We start from the raw sequence: 22265 nt of genomic DNA, 5'->3' as shown, positions 1-22265 counted from the left end.
CGTATGCCCTGCGGCTCGGAACGAGCACGGAGCGAGTCGCCGGCATGGCCACCTGGACCGCACTGACCACCATCGCGGGCGAGCCCGCGGCGTCCGCGCTGGGTGCCGCGATGGAGGAGCTGCTGCACCCCGCGCCCACGGGCCTCGGCGTCTTCGAGATCGAGGACGGCACTGGGCGCTGGGAGGTAGGGGGGTATTTTCTCGAACGGCCGGACGAGGGGGCGCTGGCGGTGCTGGCGGCCATGCATGGCGCGAAGCCCTTCGCCGTCAGCCGGGTCGAGGATCGCGACTGGGTGGCGCAGGTGCGGCGCGAGCTGCACCCGATCGAGGCCGGGCGCTTCGTGGTCTTCGGCCCGCACGATGCGGCGAGCGTGCCACCGAACCGGCCGGGGCTGATGATCGAGGCGGCGATGGCCTTCGGCACCGGGCATCACGGCACCACGCAGGGTTGCCTGATGATGCTCGATCACCTGCTGCGCCACGGCCTGAAGGCGCGCCGGGTCGCGGATATCGGCTGCGGCACGGGCGTTCTGGGGATGGCGGCGGCGCGGGTCTGGCGGGTGCCCGTGGTCTGCACCGACATCGACCCCGTGGCGGCCGCGACGGCGCAGGCCAATGCCGTGGCGAACCGGCTGCACCCCTGGGTGCGGACGGGGACCGCAGCGGGGTTCCGCGGCGGTCTCGCGCCGGCGCTCGCGCCCTATGACCTCGTTTTCGCGAACATCCTCGCCGCGCCGCTGAAGCGGCTGGCGCCGCAGATCGCGCGGCACCTGGCGCCGGGCGGGCGCGCGGTGCTGTCGGGGCTGCTGCACGCGCAGGTGGCGGGCGTCGAGGCGGTGTTCCGCGGCCACGGCTTCACGCCCGAGAAGCGGCTGCGGCTGGATGCCTGGTCGACCCTGCTGATGCGCCGCGGCTGAGCGCGCGGCGACCGGGCGCACGGCCCAGAACGCGAAAGGCCGCCCGGGCGGGCGGCCTGCATCGGCGTCATCGTCCCGGGCGCAAGGCCCGGGCCGGATGTCAGAAACGGCCGGTGGTGACCAGCGTCTCGATGTCCGCGCGGGTGAGGCCGATATCCTCGAGCTGCCGGGTGCTCAGCCCGCTCAGGATCTGCGCGGTCCGGCGCGCATCGCGCCACGCCTGGACGCGGGAAATGGCCTCGGACAGGCCCGACACGACACGGTAGAGGGTGATCGCGCCGAGCGGCAGCGTGGTCTGGGTGTTGGTGGTGATCGCCATGGCGGCGCCTCCTCGATCGGAAACTTGCACTGGGCCTTGCCCGTTGATTGCCGGCAGATAGGGCGTGCCCGGCATTTCAACAATTGTGATAAACGCATGGCTGAGTTGCGGTTTTGCCGGGTCTTGTGCGGCGCACAAAAGCGACCGTTTCGCACCTGCAAAAGTCGTTTTCCGGTATCTGCGCGCTGGCGGGCGTTCCCCTTTCGTGCTAGGCGTTGCGGAACTGTCGCGGCGAGGGGAATTCGATGCGGGTGATCGGCTTCGATCCGGGCCTCCGGCGTACCGGCTGGGGCGTCGTCGACGTGCATGGCAGCCGGCTCACCCACGTGGCGAACGGCGCCTGCCTTTCGGGTGACGGCGATCTCGCGGTGCGTCTGGCGGCGCTCCATGCGGGGATCGAGGGCGTGGTCGGGCGTTTTGCGCCTGACTGCGCGGCGGTCGAGCACACCTTCGTCAACAAGGACGCCGCCGGGACCCTCAAGCTGGGGCAGGCGCGGGCGATCTCGCTTCTGGTCCCGGCGCAGAGGGGGATCCCGGTCGCCGAATACGCCCCGAATGCCGTCAAGAAGGCCGTGGTTGGCGTGGGCCATGCCGAGAAGGCGCAGGTCCAGCACATGGTGCGGATGCTGCTGCCGGGCGTGAGCTTCGAGAGCCCGGACGCGGCCGATGCCCTTGCCATCGCGATCTGCCATGCCTGGAACGCGGGCAGCGGCGCGCGCCTGGCCGCGGCGCTGGAGGCGCGCGCATGATCGGCAAGATCACCGGCCGGGTCGACTACGTGGCCGAGGACCACGCGCTGATCGAGGCGGCGGGGGTAGGCTACATCATCCATTGCGCGCCGGCGACGCTCGCGTCCCTGCCCGCGCCGGGCGAGGTCGCGGCGCTCTACACCGAACTGGTGGTCCGCGAGGACCTGATGCAGCTCTATGGCTTCCGCTCGGTGACCGAGCGGGAATGGCACCGGCTGCTCACCTCGGTGCAGGGGGTGGGGGCGAAGGTTTCGCTCGCGATCCTCGGCGCGCTGGGCCCGGACGGCGTGAGCCGAGCGCTGGCGCTGGGCGATGCGATGGCCATCAAGCGCGCGCCGGGGGTCGGGCCGAAGCTGGCGGCGCGGGTGGTGAACGAGCTGAAGGACAAGGCGCCCTCGATCATGGCGCTGGGCGCGGGGGTCCGGGGCAGGGCCGGCCCCGTCTCGGGGGGCGAGGCGCCCCCGCTCGCCGTGGCCGCGGCCGCGGGCGCGGCCGGGGGCACCGCACCAGCCGCGGCGATGGCGGCGGACGCGGTGGCGGACGCGCTCTCGGCGCTGGTCAACCTGGGTTACGACCGGGGCGAGGCGGCGCGCGCGGTGGCGGAGGCGTCGGGCGATGGCGGGGCGGACGCGGCCGGGCTGATCAAGTCGGCCTTGAAGCGCCTTGCCCCGGCGACCTAGGCTCGGCCCGATGGCAAACCCCGACCCGATCCTGCGCCCCGCCCCTCAGCCCGGCGATGCCGAGGCCGAGGAGCGCGCGCTGCGTCCGCAGACGCTGGACGATTTCACCGGCCAGGCCGAGGCGCGGGCGAACCTGCGCGTGTTCATCGAGGCCGCCCGGCGGCGGGGGCAGTCGATGGACCATCTGCTGCTCTATGGCCCTCCGGGTCTGGGAAAGACCACGCTCGCACAGATCGTGGCGCGCGAGCTGGGGGTGAATTTCCGCATGACCTCGGGGCCGGTGATCGCCAAGGCGGGCGATCTCGCCGCCGTGCTGACCAACCTCGAGCCGCGCGACGTGCTGTTCATCGACGAGATCCACCGCCTGAGCCCGGTGGTCGAGGAGATCCTGTATCCGGCGATGGAGGATTTCGAGCTCGACCTCGTGATCGGCGAGGGGCCTGCGGCGCGGACGGTGCGCATCGACCTCGCGCCATTCACGCTGATCGGCGCGACGACCCGGCTGGGCCTGCTGACCACGCCGCTGCGCGACCGCTTCGGCATCCCCACGCGGCTGGAGTTCTACACCCATGACGAGCTTGCGCTGATCGTGGGGCGTGCGGCGCGGCTGATGGGCCTGCAGGCCGAGGCCGATGGCGTGGCCGAGATCGCGCGGCGGGCCCGCGGCACGCCGCGCATCGCCGGGCGGCTGCTGCGCCGGGTGGCCGATTTCGCGCTGGTCGAGACCGAAGGGCGGCTCACGCGCGCGCTCGCCGACCGGGCGTTGGAGCGGCTGGGGGTCGATCACCTGGGCCTCGACGGCGCCGACCGGAGGTATCTGACGACGATCGCCGAGCATTACGGCGGCGGTCCGGTGGGGGTCGAGACCATGGCGGCAGCGCTCTCGGAGGCGCGGGACGCCATCGAGGAGGTGATTGAGCCGTTCCTGATGCAGGCGGGCCTCGTCGCCCGCACCCCGCGGGGCAGGATGCTCACGCGCGGCGCCTGGCGGCACCTGGGGCTGACACCGCCGCGTGGGAGCGAGCAGGCGGCGCTGTTCGGCGATGGCGATGGCTGAGGCAGACCCGCCCGACGCCGCGGCGGCGGTGGCGGCGCTGTTCACCCATGGCGACGGCACGTTCCGCTTCGCGCGGTGGGGCCGCCGGCCCGCGCCGATGGTCTATGGCACCGACGACGCGGGGGTCCGCATCTTCGAGGAGGCGCTCGGCTCGGTCGCGCGGCTTGCGGGGATGGAGCTTGCCGCCACGGATCCCGAGCTTGGCGCGAACTTCCTTGTCTTCTTCTGCCGCGACTGGGCCGAGCTGGGCGAGCTGCCGGCGCTGGGCCAATTGATCCCAGGCCTCGACGCGCTCGCGCACCGTCTCGCGGCGGCGCGCGCGAACCAGTACCGGCTGTTCGGCTTCGACGAGGATGGCGCGATCCGTGCCTGCATCAGCCTGATCCGCTATGACGCCGCGTTGCAGCAGGTTCCGGCCGGAACGCTCGCGCTGAGCCAGGCGTTGCAGGGTCTGCTGCTGTGGTCGGACCGGGCCTTCGCGGGCGAGAGCCCGATCGTGTCGGTCGGCGACCGGGCGGGCGTCGTCCTGAAGCCCTGGTTGCGGCGCGTGCTGCGCGCGGCCTATGACCCGGCCTTGCCGGCCGCCGGACGGGACGCCGCGCTGGCGCTGCGCATCGCGGCGCGGGTGCAGCTGGCGGAGGAGGCCGGCCATGCATGAGATGGACATCCGGGTCTATTACGAGGACACCGACCTCGCGGGCGTGGTCTACTACGCCAACTACCTGCGCTTCATCGAGCGCGGCCGGACCGAGGCGCTGCGGGCCGCCGGCATCGACCAGGGGCGGCTCAAGGCCGAGGAGGGCGCCGTCTTCGTGGTGCGGCGGATCGAAGCCGACTACCTCCTCCCCGCCCGCTTCGACGATCTGCTCAACGTCCTGACCCGCGTCGAGGCGCTCACGGGCGCGACCGTCGTGATGGCGCAGGAGGTTCTGCGCGGACCGGAGATACTGTTCCGCGCCCGGGTCACGATCGCCTGCATGGGAACCGAAGGGCGTCCGAGACGTTTGCCGGGGGTGGTCAGAGCGGCGCTTGCCGGATCCGTCTGACGGTCGGGGAACACGACGACGCGGGACATGAGCGGGTCGTCGATCCCGCCCCTTGCCAATCGTCGGGGGTGGGCCCTAAATCCCTCGAAATTCGGGCGAGATTCGCGCATAAAGACGCGAGACAAGAAAAGGTGGCGTGGCCGCTGTCCTCGTGGCGGGGCACACTGGAACCAAGGCACCCCGTGCAATCGGGGATGAGAGCAGGGCAGAGACAGTGATGGATGTGATTGGCCTCAGCACCGCGGCCATCGGCCTGGTGCAGTCGGCGGCCACCGAGGCGCCGTTGGGTCTGCCCGCGGCGGGTGGAATGGATTTCTCGGCGTGGGGACTGTTCCTGCGCGCCACCTTCGTCGTTCAGATCGTGATGGTTCTGCTGGTCGTGGTCTCGTTCTGGTCCTGGGCGATCATCTTCGACAAGGCCATCCAGTTCGGCCGCCTGCGCCGGATGATGGCCCATTTCGAGGGCGATTTCTGGTCAGGCCAGCCGCTGGAGGAGCTGTTCGACCGCATCGGGCAGAGGGCGCGCTCGCCGATCGAGCGGGTCTTCGTGGCGGGCATGACGGAATGGAACCGCTCGGTCCGCAAGGTCGGCGGGATGATGCCGGGAACCCAGCAGCGCGTGGAGCGCGCGATGGACGTGGCGATCGCCCGCGAGTCCGAGGAGATCATGAAGCGTCTGCCGTTCCTCGCGACGGTGGGCTCGGTCTCGCCCTTCGTCGGGCTGTTCGGCACGGTCTGGGGCATCAAGCACAGCTTCGAGTCGATCGCCATGCAACAGTCGACCAACCTCGCCGTCGTGGCCCCCGGCATCGCCGAGGCGCTGTTCGCCACGGCGTTGGGGCTGCTCGCGGCAATCCCGGCGGTGGTGGCCTACAACCGCCTGCAGGCGGATGCCGACCGCCTGGCCGGCGGGCTGGAGAATTTCGCCGACGAGTTCTCGACGATCCTTGGCCGGCAGCTCGACCGGCAGAACGCGGGCGGGGAGGGCTGAGATGGGCGCCTCGGTGCAGAAGGGGATGCGGGCGGGGCGGCGCGGGCGCGCGCGCGCCGCGCCCATGTCCGAGATCAACGTGACGCCCTTCGTCGACGTCATGCTGGTGCTGCTGATCATCTTCATGGTGGCCGCGCCCCTGCTGACGGTCGGCGTGCCGCTCGACCTGCCCAAGAGCCAGGCGCAGAGCCTGCCGTCGGAGAACGAGCCGCCGCTCACGGTGAACCTTGATGCCGAGGGGCGCGTTTACATCCAGAAGACCGAGGTGCCGCCCGAGGAGCTGATCGTCCGCCTCGCGGCGATCCAGGCCGAGCGGACCTCGGACAAGATCTACCTGCGGGCGGACAGGTCGCTGGACTACGGCCGGGTCATGCAGGTGATGGGCGCCCTGTCTGCCGGTGGCTTCGCGCGCGTCGCGCTGGTCACCGACCAGGCCGAGCGCAGCGATCGGTAAGGGGAGCGTTGGCCGCCCAGGGCGGCCGCGGTGAACGGGATGCGCACGGGTACGGCCATTTCGGGGACGCTTCACGCAGGGGCATTGCTGCTCCTGATCTTCGGTGCTGACCTGTTTCCGCAGCGCGATCCGGTGACGCTGGTCATGGCCGATGTCGAGGTGATCGACATGGCGACGTTCGACGCGATGCTCTCGACCGAGCCGAACCGGCCGAGCGAGACGCCCGACGACCTGAACCAGCCCGAGGCCGACCGCGCCGCCGAGGTCGAGGCCGAGAAGCAGGACCTCGCGATCGCGCCGCCCGCGACGCCCACGCTCACCAGCAAGACCGATGTGCCCGAGGGTGCGGCCGAGCGGCCGCAGATCACGCCTCCGCCGCGCGTGCGGGTGGTGCCCTCCGAGGCGCCGCGGATGACCATCGCGGACATCCCGGTGCCCGACTCGCTGCCCATCCCGCAGGCGCGCGAGCCCGAGAGCAAGCCCTCGACCGAGCCCTTGTCGGCGCTCGCCTCGGCGCCGTCGCAGGCGCTGGCGCCCGCGCCCGTCGCGCCCCGCCCGGTGACGCCCGAACCCTCGCCCGACGCGGCCGAGAAGAAGCCTGACCAGGAGCCCGACCCGGCCGCGACTGCCGAGGCCGCGCAACCCGACGCGCCGATTGCGCCCGCGCCGCGCGAGGCGCGTCTCCCGGTCGCGCGGCCGGCCGATGTCGCGCGTGCCGCGCCCGCCACGGGGCCCGCCGAGGCGCCGGCCGAGAAGGTCGCGGAGAAGCCCAAGCCCGCCGACCCGGCCCCGCCAGCCCAGGCCGCCGAAAAGCCCGCCGCCGCCGAGCCGAAGCCCGCGGGCGGCTCGAACGCGCGCTTTGCCGCGACCTTCAGCCAGGGCGAGAAGGACGCGCTCTCGCTCGCCCTTCGCAAGTACTTCACCTACAACGGAAACCGCGCCGACCGCAGCCTGCGCGTGACCCTGGCGATCGGGCTCGACGCCTCCGGGCAGATCACCTCGGGCCCCGAGTTGCTACGGGCGCAGGGCGGAGACGATGCGACGCAGACCGCGCTCTACCAGGCGGGGCGCCGGGCGCTGCTGCGGGCGATGAACGCGGGCGAGTTCGGCAAGCTGCCGGCCGACAAGTACGAGGCCTGGCAGCTCATCCACGTCACCTTCACACCGGAAGAAATCGGGTTTTCCTCATGATCTCGACGGTTGCGCCTGACACGCAGCACCGGCTGCTCCCGCTCAACGGCGCCGCGCGCCTGATCGCGCTGGCCGCGATGCTGCTCGCGGCGGCGACACTCGGCGTGCCGCAGGTGCGCGCGCAGGGAACGCCGCTCGAGATCACCGTGGCGGGCGCCGAGTTCGAGCCGCTGCCGATCGCCATCCAGCCGTTCCAGAGCGCGGATCCCTCGCTCGCCGCGGTCGCGGCGGACATCGTGCAGGTCGTCTCGGACAATCTCGAGCGCTCGGGCCTGTTCCGCATCATCCCGCGCGAGGCGCATGTGAGCCGCGCGGTGCCCTTCGACAGCCTGCCGGTCTTTGCCGACTGGCGCGTGATCAACGCCGACGCGCTGGTGACCGGCTTGCTCGCGCGGGCCGAGGACGGGCGGATCAGGGTGCAGTTCCGCGTCTTCGACACCCAGGGCGAGGAGCAGGTCGAGGGGCTCCAGCTTCTGGCTGCGCCCGACGACTGGCGGCGCGTCGCGCACAAGGTCTCGGACGGGATCTATGCACGCCTGACCGGCGAAGGCCCCTATTTCGACAGCCGCGTCGTCTTCGTGGACGAGACCGGGCCGAAGGGCGACCGCCGCAAGCGCATCGCCATCATGGACCAGGACGGCGCCAACCTGAGCTACCTGCCGGCCGACGGCCTGGTGCTGACGCCGCGCTTCGCGCCCTCGGGCGCCGCGATCCTCTACATCTCCTACGACACCGGCGAGCCGCAGGTGTATCTCATGAGCCTCGACGGCGGGCGGCGCGAGCGGCTGGGCAACTTCCCCGGCATGACCTTCGCGCCGCGCTTCTCGCCCGATGGCGGTCAGGTCGTTCTGTCGCTCGCGCAGGACGGCAACACCGACATCTACGCGATGACGCTGGCGGGCCGGCAGATGCGGCGGCTCACCTCGCATCCGGGCATCGACACGGGACCCTCGTTCTCGCCCGATGGCACGCAGATCGTGTTCGAGTCGGACCGCGGCGGCAGCCAGCAACTCTACATCATGTCGAGCGCGGGCGGCGAGCCGCGGCGCATCAGCTTCGGCCGCGGCTCCTACGGCACGCCGGTGTGGTCGCCGCGGGGGGATCTCATCGCCTTCACCAAGATCCTCGGCGGGCGCTTCCACATTGGCGTGATGCGGACCGACGGCTCGGACGAGCGGCTGCTCACGTCGAGTTTTCTGGACGAAGGGCCGACCTGGTCGCCCAATGGCCGGGTGCTGATGTTCTTCCGCGAGAGCCCGGGGCAGGCCGGGCGCGCCCAGCTGATGTCGATCGACATCACGGGCAGGAACCTGCGTATCGTCCCGACGCCGAACGCGGCGTCGGACCCGGCGTGGTCGCCCTTGCGGCGATAGGGGAATATGGCTGCGCAGTCTCGCCTCCGGGTTGCGAGAGCGGGTTGCGCGGGCGATAGTGCGCGCCGGGGTGTGGTTGCCACGGCGCAGATCCGGCTTCGAAAAGGAGAAGAGCCAGATGAAGATCAAAGCAGTCGCGGCCCTCGGCCTGGTGGCCCTGCTCGCGGCCTGTGCGGGCGACGATTCGGTTGATGCCTCGGCGGGTGCCGGCGCGGGTGGCGGCATCGCCGGCCAGCCCGACCCGAGCACGATCGCCTATTTCAACCAGGTCGTGGGCGACCGCGTGTTCTTCGCGTTCGACAGCTCCGAGCTCGACGCGCAGGCGCAGTCGACGCTGGCCCAGCAGGCGCAGTGGTTCCGCAACAACCCCGCGGCCACCGCGACCATCGAGGGCCATGCCGACGAGCGCGGCACGCGCGACTACAACCTGGCGCTGGGCGCGCGCCGCGCCAACGCGGCGCGGGCGTTCCTGCTCTCGCAGGGCGTATCCTCTGACCGCCTGCGCACCGTCAGCTATGGCAAGGAGCGCCCGGTGGCGCTGTGCTCGGACGAGAGCTGCTGGTCGCAGAACCGTCGCGCCGTGAGCGTTGTCGTCGGCGCGCCGACCAGCTGATGCCGGCCTGACTGTCCGGGCGGAGCGGATGGCCCCGCCCGGACGATCCTTGGGGAGACGACAGAATGCGTCCGACTGTGCCCGCCCGACCCGCGCGCCTCACCTCCCGCCTAGCCGGGGGAACGGCCGCCGCGGCGCTTGTGCTGTCGATGGGCTGGGCGGCGCTGGCGCAGACTTGGTCGGCACCGCAACCGACCGCCGACGACCTGCGCTATCGCCTGAGCGTGATCGATGCCGAGGTGCAGCAGCTCAAGGCGCAGATCGGCGGAACGGCCGCGCCCGGTGGCGGCGGGGCGCCCGTGAGCGGCGACGCCCTCGTGCGCGTGCAGCGGCTCGAGGCCGAGATGAGCCGCCTCACCGGTCAGGTCGAGGAGCTGCGCTTCCGCATCGAACAGGTCGCCGCCGACGCCACGCGGCGGTTCGGCGACATCGAGTTCCGGCTGACCGAGCTCGAGGGCGGCGACATCTCGGCGCTTGGCCAGACGCCGCCGGTCGGCGGCGGCGCGCCGGCGGCTGCGGGCGGGGGCGGCACGCCGGTCGCCTCGGCCGGGCCCGAGGTGTCCGTCAGCGAGCGCAGCGACCTCGACCGCGCCATCCGTGACGTGCAGCAGGGCCGGTTCGACCAGGCCGAGGACCGTCTGCGGCGCTTCCTGAACGACTATCCGCGCAGCCCGCTGGAAGGCGAGGCGCGCTTCTGGATGGGCGAGAGCCAATTCGTGCGGGGCGCCTTCCAGGAGGCCGCGCGCAGCTATCTCGACGGCTACGAGACCGATCGCGGCGGTCCGCTCGCCGCGCGCAACCTGGTGAAGCTGGGCGTCACGCTCGGCCGCCTCGGGCAGCAGCGCGAGGCCTGCCTGACGTTGCGCGAGGTGGCCAACCAGTTCGCCGGCGACAGCCGCGCGGTCGGCGAGGCCGAGGCCGAGGCGCAGCGGCTCGGCTGCGGCTGAGATGTCGCGCCGCGCCCGGTGCGCTGGCGGCGGGCGCCCGGACGGCATGGACGACCCGATGGGTCGCGAGGCGGCGGGGGCAAAGCCCGATCTGACGGCCATGGTCGCCGCGGCACTCGACCGCCTCGCACCCGACGGACCTCTGGGCATTGCCGTGTCGGGAGGCGGCGATTCGGTCGCCCTCCTGCTCGCCGCGCAGCAATGGGCAGCGGCGCGGGGACGGTCGATCGAGGTTGCGACGGTCGACCATGGCCTGCGGCCCGGCTCCGCGGCCGAGGCGGCCGGGGTCGCTCGGCAGGCCGCCGCACTGGGCGTGCCGCATCGCACGCTCGAGGCAGGGCGCCTGCCATCGGGCAACATCAATGCGGGTGCTCGCGAGGCCCGGTTGAGCCTTCTCTCCGGCTGGGCGCGCGAGCGGGGGCTTTCGGCCATCTTGCTGGGCCACACGCTTGATGATCAGGCCGAGACGGTGCTGATGCGGCTGGGCCGCGGGTCGGGTGCCGATGGCCTTGCCGGCATGGCCGAGGCGAGCCGCCTGCTCGGCACGCTGTGGCTGCGCCCGTTGCTGGGCCTCCGGCGGGCCGCGCTGCGCGACTGGCTTGCGGCCCGTGGAGCGGCCTGGGTGGACGACCCGACGAACGAGGACCCGGCACATCTGCGCGTGCGCCTGCGGGGGCTCGTCGCGGCGCTCGAGGGGGCCGGCATCCCCGCCGAGGCGATCGCGGCCAGCGCGCGGCGCCTCGCGGCGCAGCGCCGGGCGCTCGACCGCGCGACCGCCGTGCTGGCGGCACAGGCCCTCGGGGTCGGGGCGGCGGGCGAGATCCTGATCGACCGCGCGGCGCTGGCCGCCGCCGACCCCGAGATTGCCGGCCGGCTGGTGGCGTCGTGCATCCGCGCGATCACGGGGGCGCCGTATGCGCCGCGGGGCGAGCCGCTCGCCGCAGTGGTCGCGGGGCTCGGCGCCCCTGTCCCGCATGGCGCCACGCTGGGGGGCGTGATCGCGCGGCCGTCACGGGGCGGGCGCATCCTCATGTGCCGCGAGCCCGCGGCCGCCGCGCCGCCCGTCGCCATCGGTCCCGCCGGCGCGGTCTGGGACGCCCGCTGGCGCATCGGGCCCGTGGGCGAGGGGCTCACGCTGGGCGCGCTGGGCGAGGTGGGGACGCGCGCTCTCCCGGTCGTGCTGCGCCCGGAGGGATGGGATGCGATGCCGCATGTGGTGCGTCTGACCCTGCCCGCGATCCGCCGGGGGGACGCTCTCGTCGCGATCCCGCTTTCGCGCGGCGCCATGCCGCCAACCCGCGACGCCATCGCGCTGGCGCGCGCCGAGGACCTCGTGCGCGAGCGGTTGCCCTGCGCACCCGACCGGGGCTAAGTGGAGACTGCGGCGGGAAGCGAGAGCGGCACTTAACCTCGGGCCGTCGCGCCCTATGTTAAGGCCAGCCGTGCACTCTGCGGCCCCAGTGACCAACTTGCGGGAGATCGCTTCTGTGGGAAATGCCAAGAACCTCGCCTTCTGGGCGATCCTGATCCTTCTTCTCGTCACGCTGTTCAGCGTGTTCCAGGACGGATCCCCGGCGGGCGGCGGCACGTCGATGTCCTACACGCAGTTTCTCGACCGCGTCGAGCAGGGCGAGGTCTCGAGCGTCGTGATCGACGGCGAGACGGTCAGCGGCCGCGCGAGCAACGGCGAGCGCTTCCAGACCATCCAGCCCAATGACGGCAACCTGATGGAGACGCTGCGCCGGTCGGGCGTCGATGTGCGCGTCGAGCCGCAGGAACGCGGGGGCTTGCTCTCGACGCTGGGCTTCTGGCTGCCGATGCTGATCATCTTCGGGATCTGGATCTTCTTCCTCAACCGGATGCAGGGCGGCGGGCGCGGCGCGATGGGCTTCGGCAAGTCGAAGGCCAAGCTCCTGACCGAGCGGTCGGGCAAGGTGACCTTCGACGATGTCGCGGGCATCGACGAGGCGAAGGAGGAGCTCGAGGAGATCGTCGAATTCCTGCGCGACCCGCAGAAATATTCCCGACTCGGCGGCAAGATCCCCAAGGGCGCGCTGCTGGTCGGCCCCCCGGGCACCGGCAAGACGCTGCTCGCGCGCGCCATCGCGGGCGAGGCGGGCGTGCCGTTCTTCACCATCTCGGGCTCGGATTTCGTCGAGATGTTCGTGGGCGTGGGCGCGAGCCGCGTGCGCGACATGTTCGAGCAGGCCAAGAAGAACGCGCCCTGCATCGTCTTCATCGACGAGATCGACGCCGTGGGCCGTCACCGCGGCGTGGGCTATGGCGGCGGCAATGACGAGCGCGAGCAGACGCTGAACCAGCTTCTGGTCGAGATGGACGGCTTCGAGGCGAACGAGGGCGTGATCCTGATCGCCGCAACCAACCGCCCCGACGTGCTCGACCCGGCGCTGCTGCGTCCCGGCCGCTTCGACCGGCAGGTGACCGTGCCCAATCCCGACGTGGGCGGGCGCGAGAAGATCCTTGCCGTTCACGCCCGCCGGGTGCCGCTGGCACCGAATGTGGACCTCAAGGTGATTGCGCGCGGCACGCCGGGCTTCTCGGGCGCCGATCTTGCGAACCTGGTGAACGAGGCCGCGCTGACCGCCGCGCGCGCGGACAAGCGCCTCGTGACCATGGAGGATTTCGAGCGCGCCAAGGACAAGGTGATGATGGGTGCCGAGCGGCGCTCGCTGATCATGACCGAGGACGAGAAGAAGCTCACGGCCTACCACGAGGCGGGCCACGCGATCGTGGGCCTGAACGTCCCCGACCACGACCCGATCCACAAGGCCACGATCATCCCGCGCGGCCGGGCGCTCGGCCTTGTGCTCAGCCTGCCCGAGCGGGACCACCTCTCGGTCAGCTTCCGCAAGTATAAGTCGAAGATCGCGATGGCAATGGGCGGCAAGGTGGCCGAGGAACTGACCTTCGGGCCGGAGAATGTGACCTCGGGCGCGACCTCGGACATCCAGCAGGTCAGCCGCATCGCCCGCGCGATGGTCACGCAGTTCGGCATGTCGGACAAGCTCGGCAATGTCGACTACGCCGACCAGCGCGACAGCTTCCTGGGGGCGTATAACGGCCAGGTCTCGATCTCGACCGACACCCAGCGTGCGATCGAGGAGGAGGTCAAGGCCCTGATCGACGAGGGCTACCAGACCGCAAAGCGCATCCTCACCGAGAAGCATGACGAGTTCGTGCGGCTCGCCGAGGGCCTGCTGGAGTACGAGACCCTCACCGGCGACGAGATCCGCAAGGTGATCGCCGGCGAGAAGCTCGACCGCTCGGACGACTCCGGCATGCCGCCTGCCGCCCATGGCGACGGCGGTCGCGCCGCCGTCCCGAAGGCCGGCAAGCCGAAGCGCGGTGGCGGCCTCGGCGACGGCGGCATGGAGCCTCAACCGAACTGAGCGCGGCGCCGAGGCACTTAGTCACCAAGAAAAAGGCACGCCCGCCGGGAAACCGGTGGGCGTTCGCCGTTGCGCGATGCCCGTATGCCTTGGGGAAAGGGATCCGTGCGCGGGGATCAGGTCATCGCAGCTTGGACTGATTGGCGCCCATCGGAGGAGGCGCCGCTGCCCCGGCCCGCGAGCCGGGGCTTCGACGCGATCACCGAAGCCAGGGGGGCCGGGTCAAGAGCGCCGCGCGCAGCCTGGCCTCGACCGCGTGCATCCGGATCGGCGCAAGGCGGCATCAGTCGTAGATCTTCTCTCCGATTTCGGTGTTCTCGCCGGGATCGAAGGTGCCATCGTTCTCGTTGATGCCCTCGTCGACGATCAGCCCCCCGGCGGTGCCGGCGGCAACGGCGCCACATGCGCCAAGCAGCGTGCACAGAAGCAGCGCGGCAGCAAGGGCGGGGCGCGGGCGGGTCGAGCCGGTCATATGTCTCTCCGTTCCTGCCTGTGCGGCGCGCCGAAAGCGCCGCGGTCACGGAAACAACGCCTCGAGGCGGTGCCGCGTTCCGATTCTTCAGCGCAGGGTTGTCGACGCGCGCGTCCCGGACGGGGGCAGACCGCCCCGGGTTTCCGGCCGCACAGCGGCGGGCGAGCGCCGGCTCACTCGTAGATCTTGCGCCCGATCTCGGTGTTCTCGAAGGGATCGAAGCGGCCGTCGTTCTCGACCATGCCCTCGTCCACGATCAGCCCGCCCGCCGTTCCGGCGACAACCGCCACGCAACCGGACAGCAGGGGCGAGGCGAGGAGGGCGATCAGCACCACACGCGTCGTGCGTCACTCCTGTCGGGCGTCCCGCGCATGCGTCGCGTCGCCGGCCCGCCAAAAGAGGCGGACCCGACGCCGGTCGGGCCCGCAAGAAACGAGGATCGTGCCGGTCGGGTCGCCGGCCTCCATTCAACTCGCACGCCCGGCGAAGGTTCCCGGCCGGTTCGCTCAGAAATGGATCGCCCGGCCATAGGCGTCGAGCACGCTCTCGTGCATCATCTCGCTGAGCGTCGGATGCGGGAAGACCGTGTGCATGAGGTCCTCCTCGGTGGTCTCGAGGGCGCGGCCAACGACATAGCCCTGGATCAGCTCGGTCACCTCGGCGCCGATCATGTGGGCGCCCAGAAGCTCGCCGGTCTTCGCGTCGAACACGGTCTTGACCAACCCCTCGGGCTCGCCCAGCGCGATCGCCTTGCCGTTGCCGATGAAGGGGAAGCGGCCGACCTTGACGCTGTGACCTGCTTCCTTGGCCTTCGCCTCGGTCATGCCCACCGACGCAACCTGCGGGTGGCAATAGGTGCAGCCGGCGATCGAGCCGGGCTTGATCGGGTGGACATGCCGTCCGGCGATGAGCTCGGCCACCATCACGCCCTCGTGGCTGGCCTTGTGCGCGAGCCACGGTGCCCCGGCGATATCGCCGATGGCGTAGATCCCCTCGACCCCGGTGCGGCAATATTCGTCGGTCACCACGTGGGTGCGGTCGATCTTGACGCCGAGTGCCTCGAGCCCCAGCCCCTCGGTGTTGCCGACGATGCCGACAGCCGAGATCACGGTATCGAACTCCATCGTTTCGGTCTTGCCTGCGCGCTCGACATGGGCGGTGACCTTGCCCTTGGCGCGGTCGAGCTTCTTCACGGTCGCTTTCTCGAGGATCTTCATCCCCTGCTTCTCGAACACCTTCTTCGCGAAGGCCGAGATCTCGGCATCCTCGACTGGCAGGATGCGGTCCATCACCTCGACGACGGTGGTGTCGGCGCCGAGCGTGTTGAAGAAGCTCGCGAACTCGATACCGATGGCGCCCGAGCCGATCACCAGCAACTTCTTGGGCATGCGCGGCGGCACCAGCGCGTGCTTGTAGGTCCACACGAGGTCGCCATCGGCCTCGAGCCCCGGCAGCTCGCGCGCCCGCGCGCCGGTCGCGACGATGATCGCCTTGGCGGCCAGCTCCTCGCTACCCTTGTCGGTCTTGACCGCGACCTTGCCCTTCGCGGGGATCGCGGCCTCGCCCATGATGGTCTCGACCTTGTTCTTCTTGAGCAGGTGGCCGACGCCCGAGTTGAGCTGCTTGGCGACGCCGCGCGAGCGCTTGACCACCGCGTCGAGATCGTAGCCGATGGCGTCCGCCTTCAGCCCAAAGTCCTTCGCGCGGTGCATCAGGTGATAGACCTCGGCCGAGCGCAGGAGGGCCTTGGTGGGGATGCAGCCCCAGTTGAGGCAGATGCCGCCCAGATGCTCGCGCTCGACGATCGCGACTTTCAGCCCAAGCTGCGCGGCCCGGATCGCGGCGACATAGCCGCCGGGGCCTGCGCCGATCACGACGACATCGAAGCTTCTGGACATCTGGGTCCTCCCTCACGCGAATGGTGTGAAACCCTACGGCAGGGGCGACGCGCAGGGCAAATGTCTTGGTGCCGATCGGGGTTGCGGCAGAATGCGCCGGAAACTTTCTTCGCGGGCGCGCATGGTGCAGGCCAGCTCCGTTTCGCGCGGCGTGGGGCGCGGGGCCGGGTTTCCCCCGTTCGGCCACCCGCGCGGGCCGGGGTTCGGCTGCGCCGGCGGGGCGCCGGCCGAATCACATGGTCGCGGTCGGGCGGTCAGGACATGTAGCCGCCGCCCGCGCGATAGGCGATCTCGCGCTCGGTGTCGCGCCGCCCCAGGGCTGCGTTGCGGCTGGGGAAGCGGCCGAAGCGGCGGATGACGTCGCGATGCCTGACCGCGTGGCCCAGATTGTTGGCCCCGGTAAGTGGCATCCGCTGGCGCAGGAGCGCGATGCACAGCTCCTGATCGCTCAGCGACTCGGAATGCATCAGCGGCAGGTAGAAGAACTGGCGCTCGGGCTCGGGCATGCTGAGGTCGCGGCCAAGGTCGATCGCGCGCTTGGCCCTGGCGCGGGCGCGCTGGTCCGAGGCATAGGCCCTTGCCGTCCCGCCGAACATGTTGCGCGGGAACTGGTCGAGCAGCACGAGATGCGCAAGCGCGCCGCGCGCGGTGCAGAGCCAGCTTTCCGGCGGGTCGCGCAGCGCCTCGTGCCAGAGCGAGGCGAAGCGGCGTGCGATCGCGGCGTCGAGCCCGGGGTCGGCAACATACCACTTCCCGGGGCCGATCTCGCCAAGCCAGAAGTCGAGGATCTCGGCCGTGGCGCGGGTCCGGTCGGGGATCATGGTGCACCAGCGGGTTGCGGCGATCCCTCGCCGGTCGCTTCGGCGGCCTCGATCAGTTCGACCACGGCCTCCTGCGCCATCTCGCCGGCGACGGGGGTCGCGCCCATCGTGATCGGCGGCATCGGCACGGTCTCGGCCGCCGACTTGGCCCGCCGGCGCGTCATGCGGTAGAGCGCATAGGCCGTCATCGTCGCCATCACCACCCCCAGGAACAGCGGGAAGGCCGCCGCGCCGTAGTCGCGCATCAGGTAGCCGACCAGGATCGGCGTTCCGGCGGCGCCGACGCCATTGAGCACGATCAGCCCGCCCGAGGCGGCCGCCATGTCCTCGGGCGCGAGGAAATCGTTGGTATGGGCGATCAGCAGCGAATAGAGCGGGTTCGACGTGCCCCCGATCAATGTCGCCGCCAGCACCAGCCAGACGAAGCTGCCGCCCGCCGCCAGCGCAAGGAAGGCCGCAGCCGCGCCCACCGCGGTCACGATGGCGATCAGCCGGCGGCGGTCCATCCGGTCCGACAGCCACCCGATCGGGTATTGCAGCACCAGCCCGCCGACATAGAAGGCGCCGATGAAGATCGAGATCTCGGCCGTCGTCATGCCGCGCAGGGTCGCGTAGACCGGCGCCATGCCGAACTGGCAGGCAAAGATCGCGCCCAGGAGGAACGTGCCGACGCAGCCGAGCGGCGAGGTGCGGTAGAGCCGCCCCAGCGACATGGTGCGCGTCGTCTCGAACACTGGCGTCGGACCGGCCGACAGCAGCATCGGCGCGAACGAGATCGACACCGCCACCGACATGATGACGAAGAGGTCATAGCCCGCCGGGTTGGCCGCGTTCAGCAGTCCCTGCGCCGCGATGATCCCCAGCATCTGCACGATGAGATAGGCCGAGAGGGCGCGCCCGCGTGTCTCGTTCGTGGCCTGGTTGTTGAGCCAGCTCTCGGCCACGACATAGACACCCGAGTAGCAGAAGCCCACGATCACGCGCATCAGGGTCCAGGCGAGGGGATCGACGATCGCGCCATAGATGATCAGCGCCGCCGAGATCATCGAGCCGAGCGCCGCGAACACCCGGACATGCCCGACCCGGCGCAGCATCACCGGCGTGAGCTTGGCGCCGCCCAGGAAGCCGAGGAAATAGCCCGACATCACGAGGCCCATGGTCGTCGCGTCGAAGCCCTCGAGGCCGCCGCGCACGCCCAGCACGGTGCCCTGCATGCCGTTGCCGATCATCAGCAGGAACATGCCGATCAGCAGCGGCCAGGACGTCTTGAGCACGGCGCGCATCGCGGGTCCTTCGTCTCGGCGTCGGGTCGGGTCGGGCCATCCTGCGGGCATTCGCCCGCGCGTGCCACCCCGAAGGCGGCAGAACGTGTCGCGGATCGGGCGCTCAGCCGCGATCCGGGATCAGCAGCGAGCTGTCGCCGTAGGAGAAGAAGCGATACCGCTCGCGGATCGCGTGGGCATAGAGCGCCTGCATCCGCGGAAGCCCCATCAGCGCCGAGACCAGCATGAACAGCGTCGATTTCGGCAGGTGGAAATTCGTCATCAGACCGTCGGCGATGCGGAAGCGGTAGCCCGGCGTGATGAAGATGTCGGTCTCGCCCGTCCATGGTGCGAGGCGCCCGCCCGCGTCGGCGGCGCTCTCGATCAGCCTCAGCGCCGTGGTGCCGACGGGGATGATGCGCCCGCCGGCGGCGCGCGCGGCATTGATCGCCTCGGCCGTCTCGGGGGCGATCTCGCCCCACTCGGCATGCATCCGGTGCTCGGCGATGGCTTCGGTCTTGACCGGCAGGAAGGTGCCGGCGCCCACATGCAGCGTCACCCGCGCCGACAGGACGCCGGCTTCGGCCAGCCGCCCGACCAGCGCCTCGTCGAAATGCAGCGAGGCGGTCGGGGCCGCGACCGAGCCGGGGCGGCGCGCGAAGATCGTCTGGTAGTCCTCGGCGTCCTGCGCGTCGGCCGGGCGCTTCTGCGCGATGTAGGGCGGCAGCGGCATGACGCCGGTCCGGCCGATCGCCGCGTCGAGGGCCTCGCCGCCGCGGTCGAAGCGAAGCCTGGTCTCGCCCTCGGCGGGAGGCGCGACAACCTCGGCGGCAAGCCCGTCCGCGAAACGGATCACGTCGCCGGGCGCAAGGCGGCGCGCCGGCCGCACCAGCGCCGACCACAGGTCCGAGCCGTCGCGACGGATCAGCGTGACCTCGATCCGCGCGACGCCCGCGCCGTCGCGCGTCTCGCGCCGCCGCTCGCCGAACAGGCGCGCGGGGATGACGCGGGTGTCGTTGAAGACGAGGAGATCGCCGGGGCGGAGCCAGCCGGGCAGGTCGCGCACATGGCTGTCATGCGTGGCCCCGCCCGCGGCGACCAGCAGGCGCGACGCGGGGCGGGGGCGGACCGGCCGCAGCGCGATCAGCGCCTCCGGAAGGTCGAAGTCGAAGTCCGAGAGCTGCATGGCCGCGCAGATAGGCGAGCGGGCGAGGCGGGTAAAGGGCAATTCCGCGGGGGCAGGAGGCGCGGCTGCGCCGCGTGGCACCCGCTGCGCCAAGGTCCCGGATCAAGCCTGGGACAGCGGACCGCCGCGGCCGATCCGGAGAGGTCTCCGCCCGGCCCCCGAGGGACGCCGCGCGGGGGAGTGCCCCGCGCAGCGGTTCTGCGGGATCGTCTGCGGGGCTCAGTTGTCCGCCGCGACGGTCACCTTGACCATGCGGTCGGGGTCGGTCACCGCGCCCGAGCCCGGGGCGCCGCGCTTGATGTTGTCGACATGCTCCATGCCGTCGATCACGCGGCCCCAGACGGTGTACTGGTTGTTCAGGAAGTGGCCGTCCTCGAACATGATGAAGAACTGCGAGTTGCCCGAGTTCGGGTTCTGCGCGCGCGCCATGCCGACGACGCCGCGGTCGAAGGGCAGCGACGAGAACTCGGCCTTGAGATCCGGCAGGTCCGAGCCGCCGGTGCCGGTGCGCGAGGGGTTGTAGCCGCTCGCCATGTCGCCGAACTGCACGTCGCCGGTCTGGGCCATGAAGCCCTCGATCACGCGGTGGAACGCGACGTTGTCGTACTCGCCGGCGCGGGCCAGCGTCTTGATCCGCTCGACATGGCCAGGAGCCACGTCAGGCAGCATCTCGATGACCACACGGCCGGATTTCAGCTCGATGATCAGCGTGTTCTCGGGGTCTTTGATGTCCACGGCGCGTGCCTCCGGTGTCGCGAATGTGAGGAGCAGGGCGGCCAGAAGGCAGAGCTTCCTGAGCATGAAATCCTCCGCTCGGGGTTGTCGTCGGGGCCCATGCCTAGCCCGCCCGGCGACACGGGTCAAATGCCGTCGCCGGCGTCGAGGAACGCGCGCGCCTCGGCCGCGGTCTCGAAGATGTGCGGCGCCAGCGCGCGCTGCGACAGGGCATGGCCGAGCTTGAGCCGCATGAAGGCCGAGCCGGAGAAGCGGCTCACCCGCGCGTAGAAGCGCTCGGTCACGTCGGCCACCATCGCGGCATAGGCGTCGGCCACCTCCTCCTCGATGCGCGCGCCATCGTAGTTGACCACCACGTCGACCCTGTGGCCGAGCGGCGCGCAGACCTCGGCCACGCGCCGGCGGATCCGCTCGATGTCGTCGAGGCTGCGCACCCGCAGCTTCTCGAAGTTGACGAAGAGTTGCCCGGTCGACGGGTCGAGGACGATGCGGTCCGCGAGGTCGAGATGGAGGAGGTCGGTCTTCAGGCCCATCGGGGTGTCGTGGAAGATGCGTGGGTCCATCTCGGCCAACTCGCCGATCAGGGGGCGGAACGCCATCTGCGCGAGGATGTCGCGCTCGAGTTCGATGCCGGGCGCGACCTCGGTGAGCCGCAGCCCCTCGGGCGCGAGCTCGAAGACGCATCGCTCGGTGACATAGAGCACGGGCTGGCCGAGCCGCGCGGCGCGCGCGCCCGAGAAGGTCACCTGCTCGACCGTCTCGCGGAACTTGCGGGCGCGGCCCTCGGCGCGGATCTCGATCCCGCCGCCGGCCACCGCGACGTCGAGGCCGCCGGCGGTGAAGGTGCCCGCGAACACGACGCGTTTCGCGGATTGCGAGATGTTGATGAAGCCGCCCGCGCCCGCGAGCTTGGGTCCGAAGCGCGAGACGTTCACGTTGCCCGTCGCATCCGCCTCGGCCAGCCCGAGGCAGGCCATGTCGAGCCCGCCGCCGTCGTAGAAGTCGAACTGCGCGTTCTGGGCGATGATCGCGTCGGTGTTGATCGCGGCGCCGAAGTCGAGCCCCGACGCCGGCTGTCCGCCGACCACTCCGGGCTCGGCGGTCAGCGTCAGGTGGTGCGTGAGTCCTTCCTCGCCCGCGACCGCGGCGACCCCCTCGGGCATGCCGATGCCGAGATTGACGACGCCGTTCACCGGCAGCTCGAAGGCGCAACGCCGGGCAATCACCTTGCGCGCGTCGAGCGCCATCGGCCGGCTCGCGCCCTCCGGCGCGCGGAAGCGGCCCGAGTAGTGGTGCGAATAGGCGGTGGCATAGGTCTGCAGATGGTTCTCGGGCCGGGCGACCACGACGGCATCGACCAGCGCCGCGGGGATCACCACCTCGCGCGGGTTCAGCGTGTGCGGGGCGGCGATGCGCTCGACCTGCACGATGACGAGGCCGCCCGAGTTGCGCACCGCCATCGCCTGGGCGAGGTTGTCGAGGATGAGCGCCTCGCGCTCCATGGTGATGTTGCCGGCCTCGTCGGCGGTGGTGCCGCGCAACAGGGCCACGTCGAGGCGCTGTCGGCGGTAGAACAGCCACTCCTCGCCCGCGATCTCGATCAGGCGCACCACCTCGTCGGTCGAGCGGTCGTTGATGCGCCCGCCGCCCTTGCGCGGATCGACGAAGGTCTCGAGCCCGATCTTCGAGATCGCGCCGGGACGCCCCGCGGCGATGTCGCGGTAGAGCTGGCTGATCACCCCCTGCGGCAGGTTCCAGCCCTCGATCCGGCCCGCCAGCGCCAGAGCGCCGACCTTGGGGATCAGGCCCCAGTGGCCGCCGATGACGCGCGCGAGCAGGCCGTCATGGCCAAGGCGGTTGAGCCCGCGCGTCCTGCCGTCGCCCTGTCCCGCCGCGAACATGAGGCCCAGCCCCCTCGGCTCGCCGGTCTCGAGAAAGCGCGCCTCGATCGCCGCGAGCAGCTCGTCCGGCACGCCGATGCCGACGAAACCCGAGGTCGTGAGCCAGTCGCCGTCGCGGACCAGCCGCGCGGCCTGCTCGGCCGGAATGATCTTGTTACGCATCGCGAGCGTCCTCCCAGGGTCCGACCATGCCTCGGCCGGTGGGGGCCGGGCAACGGGTCTGGCGGCGTCCGCCCGCGCAAT

General features: G+C 71.2%; 23 protein-coding genes. 14 read left to right on the top strand and 9 right to left on the bottom strand.

Features of this window, described 5'->3' with window-relative positions; genetic code table 11:
• Window positions 1–44 precede the first annotated feature (44 nt).
• Window positions 45–917: a 50S ribosomal protein L11 methyltransferase gene (locus tag M1105_RS16150; RefSeq protein WP_249581407.1), complete on the top strand. Its 873-nt coding sequence runs from the start codon at window positions 45–47 to the stop codon at window positions 915–917.
• A 100-nt stretch (window positions 918–1017) separates the two neighbouring features.
• On the opposite strand, the gene M1105_RS16145 is transcribed toward M1105_RS16150, so the two are convergent.
• On the bottom strand, window positions 1018–1236 hold the full coding sequence (locus tag M1105_RS16145; RefSeq protein ID WP_249581406.1) for a DUF1127 domain-containing protein: 219 nt from the start codon (window positions 1234–1236) through the stop codon (window positions 1018–1020).
• Window positions 1237–1481: 245 nt separating this feature from the next.
• Here M1105_RS16145 and ruvC point away from each other — a divergent pair, with 245 nt between their 5' ends.
• The 13 genes from ruvC to ftsH all read left to right on the top strand — a co-directional run bounded on the left by ruvC (window position 1482) and on the right by ftsH (window position 13747).
• Window positions 1482–1985, top strand: a complete 504-nt coding sequence (gene ruvC / locus M1105_RS16140; RefSeq protein WP_249581405.1) for a crossover junction endodeoxyribonuclease RuvC — start codon at window positions 1482–1484, stop codon at window positions 1983–1985.
• On the top strand, window positions 1982–2665 hold the full coding sequence (gene ruvA / locus M1105_RS16135; RefSeq protein ID WP_249581404.1) for a Holliday junction branch migration protein RuvA: 684 nt from the start codon (window positions 1982–1984) through the stop codon (window positions 2663–2665). Before ruvC ends, ruvA begins: the two co-directional genes overlap by 4 nt.
• A gap of 10 nt (window positions 2666–2675) precedes the next feature.
• On the top strand, window positions 2676–3722 hold the full coding sequence (gene ruvB, locus M1105_RS16130; protein WP_249581403.1) for a Holliday junction branch migration DNA helicase RuvB: 1047 nt from the start codon (window positions 2676–2678) through the stop codon (window positions 3720–3722).
• A complete protein-coding gene (locus M1105_RS16125) occupies window positions 3715–4380 on the top strand; it encodes a hypothetical protein (RefSeq protein ID WP_249581402.1) in 666 nt (221 codons plus the stop codon). Before ruvB ends, M1105_RS16125 begins: the two co-directional genes overlap by 8 nt.
• A complete protein-coding gene (gene ybgC / locus M1105_RS16120; protein WP_249581401.1) occupies window positions 4373–4768 on the top strand; it encodes a tol-pal system-associated acyl-CoA thioesterase in 396 nt (131 codons plus the stop codon). Before M1105_RS16125 ends, ybgC begins: the two co-directional genes overlap by 8 nt.
• 307 nt (window positions 4769–5075) lie before the next feature.
• The gene (gene tolQ / locus M1105_RS16115; protein ID WP_249581433.1) at window positions 5076–5759 is read left to right on the top strand and encodes a protein TolQ; all 684 of its coding nucleotides are present in this window, start codon (window positions 5076–5078) and stop codon (window positions 5757–5759) included.
• A gap of 1 nt (window position 5760) precedes the next feature.
• Window positions 5761–6213: a protein TolR gene (gene tolR, locus M1105_RS16110; protein ID WP_249581400.1), complete on the top strand. Its 453-nt coding sequence runs from the start codon at window positions 5761–5763 to the stop codon at window positions 6211–6213.
• Window positions 6214–6252: 39 nt separating this feature from the next.
• The gene (locus M1105_RS16105) at window positions 6253–7404 is read left to right on the top strand and encodes a hypothetical protein (RefSeq protein WP_249581435.1); all 1152 of its coding nucleotides are present in this window, start codon (window positions 6253–6255) and stop codon (window positions 7402–7404) included.
• A 77-nt stretch (window positions 7405–7481) separates the two neighbouring features.
• Window positions 7482–8777: a Tol-Pal system beta propeller repeat protein TolB gene (gene tolB, locus M1105_RS16100; RefSeq protein WP_249581432.1), complete on the top strand. Its 1296-nt coding sequence runs from the start codon at window positions 7482–7484 to the stop codon at window positions 8775–8777.
• A gap of 118 nt (window positions 8778–8895) precedes the next feature.
• Window positions 8896–9390, top strand: coding sequence for a peptidoglycan-associated lipoprotein Pal (gene pal, locus M1105_RS16095; RefSeq protein WP_249581399.1), 495 nt, complete (start codon window positions 8896–8898; stop codon window positions 9388–9390).
• Window positions 9391–9455: 65 nt separating this feature from the next.
• Window positions 9456–10337 (top strand): tol-pal system protein YbgF, encoded by an 882-nt coding sequence (ybgF, locus tag M1105_RS16090; RefSeq protein WP_249581398.1) that lies wholly within the window; start codon window positions 9456–9458, stop codon window positions 10335–10337.
• A gap of 46 nt (window positions 10338–10383) precedes the next feature.
• Window positions 10384–11709 (top strand): tRNA lysidine(34) synthetase TilS, encoded by a 1326-nt coding sequence (gene tilS / locus M1105_RS16085; RefSeq protein ID WP_249581397.1) that lies wholly within the window; start codon window positions 10384–10386, stop codon window positions 11707–11709.
• Between the two features lie 115 nt (window positions 11710–11824).
• Window positions 11825–13747: an ATP-dependent zinc metalloprotease FtsH gene (gene ftsH, locus M1105_RS16080; RefSeq protein ID WP_249581396.1), complete on the top strand. Its 1923-nt coding sequence runs from the start codon at window positions 11825–11827 to the stop codon at window positions 13745–13747.
• Between the two features lie 283 nt (window positions 13748–14030).
• Here ftsH and M1105_RS16075 read toward each other — a convergent pair whose 3' ends face one another.
• The 8 genes from M1105_RS16075 to M1105_RS16040 form a co-directional block, all read right to left on the bottom strand.
• Complete coding sequence (locus M1105_RS16075) at window positions 14031–14219, bottom strand: hypothetical protein (protein WP_249581395.1); 189 nt, start codon at window positions 14217–14219, stop codon at window positions 14031–14033.
• A 173-nt stretch (window positions 14220–14392) separates the two neighbouring features.
• The gene (locus M1105_RS16070; protein WP_249581394.1) at window positions 14393–14551 is read right to left on the bottom strand and encodes a hypothetical protein; all 159 of its coding nucleotides are present in this window, start codon (window positions 14549–14551) and stop codon (window positions 14393–14395) included.
• A gap of 174 nt (window positions 14552–14725) precedes the next feature.
• Window positions 14726–16117 carry a dihydrolipoyl dehydrogenase gene (gene lpdA / locus M1105_RS16065; RefSeq protein ID WP_249581393.1) on the bottom strand — a complete coding sequence of 464 codons (1392 nt, stop codon included), beginning with the start codon at window positions 16115–16117 and terminating at the stop codon, window positions 14726–14728.
• Between the two features lie 254 nt (window positions 16118–16371).
• Entirely contained in the window at window positions 16372–16938 is a 567-nt protein-coding gene (locus M1105_RS16060; RefSeq protein ID WP_249581392.1) for a DUF924 family protein, read from the bottom strand.
• Complete coding sequence (locus M1105_RS16055; protein WP_249581391.1) at window positions 16935–18221, bottom strand: MFS transporter; 1287 nt, start codon at window positions 18219–18221, stop codon at window positions 16935–16937. Before M1105_RS16055 ends, M1105_RS16060 begins: the two co-directional genes overlap by 4 nt.
• A gap of 103 nt (window positions 18222–18324) precedes the next feature.
• A complete protein-coding gene (queA, locus tag M1105_RS16050; protein WP_249581390.1) occupies window positions 18325–19386 on the bottom strand; it encodes a tRNA preQ1(34) S-adenosylmethionine ribosyltransferase-isomerase QueA in 1062 nt (353 codons plus the stop codon).
• Between the two features lie 219 nt (window positions 19387–19605).
• Window positions 19606–20187 (bottom strand): peptidylprolyl isomerase, encoded by a 582-nt coding sequence (locus M1105_RS16045; RefSeq protein WP_249581389.1) that lies wholly within the window; start codon window positions 20185–20187, stop codon window positions 19606–19608.
• Window positions 20188–20246: 59 nt separating this feature from the next.
• Complete coding sequence (locus tag M1105_RS16040) at window positions 20247–22184, bottom strand: acyl CoA:acetate/3-ketoacid CoA transferase (RefSeq protein ID WP_249581388.1); 1938 nt, start codon at window positions 22182–22184, stop codon at window positions 20247–20249.
• Between the last annotated feature and the right edge of the window lie 81 nt (window positions 22185–22265).

Source organism: Thermohalobaculum sediminis, assembly GCF_023487995.1.
GTDB classification, from domain to species: Bacteria; Pseudomonadota; Alphaproteobacteria; order Rhodobacterales; family Rhodobacteraceae; genus Thermohalobaculum; species Thermohalobaculum sediminis.
Note: the sequence above shows the minus strand (reverse complement) of the source record. Positions and strands in the feature narration are given on the sequence as shown.

Bases quoted from the DNA above. Each gene is read 5' to 3' on its own strand.
- M1105_RS16150 (WP_249581407.1), top strand. From the start codon at position 45: ATGGCCACCTGGACCGCACTGACCACCATCGCGGGCGAGCCCGCGGCG.
- M1105_RS16145 (WP_249581406.1), bottom strand. From the start codon at position 1,236: ATGGCGATCACCACCAACACCCAGACCACGCTGCCGCTCGGCGCGATC.
- ruvC (WP_249581405.1), top strand. From the start codon at position 1,482: ATGCGGGTGATCGGCTTCGATCCGGGCCTCCGGCGTACCGGCTGGGGC.
- ruvA (WP_249581404.1), top strand. From the start codon at position 1,982: ATGATCGGCAAGATCACCGGCCGGGTCGACTACGTGGCCGAGGACCAC.
- ruvB (WP_249581403.1), top strand. From the start codon at position 2,676: ATGGCAAACCCCGACCCGATCCTGCGCCCCGCCCCTCAGCCCGGCGAT.
- M1105_RS16125 (WP_249581402.1), top strand. From the start codon at position 3,715: ATGGCTGAGGCAGACCCGCCCGACGCCGCGGCGGCGGTGGCGGCGCTG.
- ybgC (WP_249581401.1), top strand. From the start codon at position 4,373: ATGCATGAGATGGACATCCGGGTCTATTACGAGGACACCGACCTCGCG.
- tolQ (WP_249581433.1), top strand. From the start codon at position 5,076: ATGGATTTCTCGGCGTGGGGACTGTTCCTGCGCGCCACCTTCGTCGTT.
- tolR (WP_249581400.1), top strand. From the start codon at position 5,761: ATGGGCGCCTCGGTGCAGAAGGGGATGCGGGCGGGGCGGCGCGGGCGC.
- M1105_RS16105 (WP_249581435.1), top strand. From the start codon at position 6,253: ATGCGCACGGGTACGGCCATTTCGGGGACGCTTCACGCAGGGGCATTG.
- tolB (WP_249581432.1), top strand. From the start codon at position 7,482: ATGCTGCTCGCGGCGGCGACACTCGGCGTGCCGCAGGTGCGCGCGCAG.
- pal (WP_249581399.1), top strand. From the start codon at position 8,896: ATGAAGATCAAAGCAGTCGCGGCCCTCGGCCTGGTGGCCCTGCTCGCG.
- ybgF (WP_249581398.1), top strand. From the start codon at position 9,456: ATGCGTCCGACTGTGCCCGCCCGACCCGCGCGCCTCACCTCCCGCCTA.
- tilS (WP_249581397.1), top strand. From the start codon at position 10,384: ATGGACGACCCGATGGGTCGCGAGGCGGCGGGGGCAAAGCCCGATCTG.
- M1105_RS16075 (WP_249581395.1), bottom strand. From the start codon at position 14,219: ATGACCGGCTCGACCCGCCCGCGCCCCGCCCTTGCTGCCGCGCTGCTT.
- lpdA (WP_249581393.1), bottom strand. From the start codon at position 16,117: ATGTCCAGAAGCTTCGATGTCGTCGTGATCGGCGCAGGCCCCGGCGGC.
- M1105_RS16060 (WP_249581392.1), bottom strand. From the start codon at position 16,938: ATGATCCCCGACCGGACCCGCGCCACGGCCGAGATCCTCGACTTCTGG.
- M1105_RS16055 (WP_249581391.1), bottom strand. From the start codon at position 18,221: ATGCGCGCCGTGCTCAAGACGTCCTGGCCGCTGCTGATCGGCATGTTC.
- queA (WP_249581390.1), bottom strand. From the start codon at position 19,386: ATGCAGCTCTCGGACTTCGACTTCGACCTTCCGGAGGCGCTGATCGCG.
- M1105_RS16045 (WP_249581389.1), bottom strand. From the start codon at position 20,187: ATGCTCAGGAAGCTCTGCCTTCTGGCCGCCCTGCTCCTCACATTCGCG.
- M1105_RS16040 (WP_249581388.1), bottom strand. From the start codon at position 22,184: ATGCGTAACAAGATCATTCCGGCCGAGCAGGCCGCGCGGCTGGTCCGC.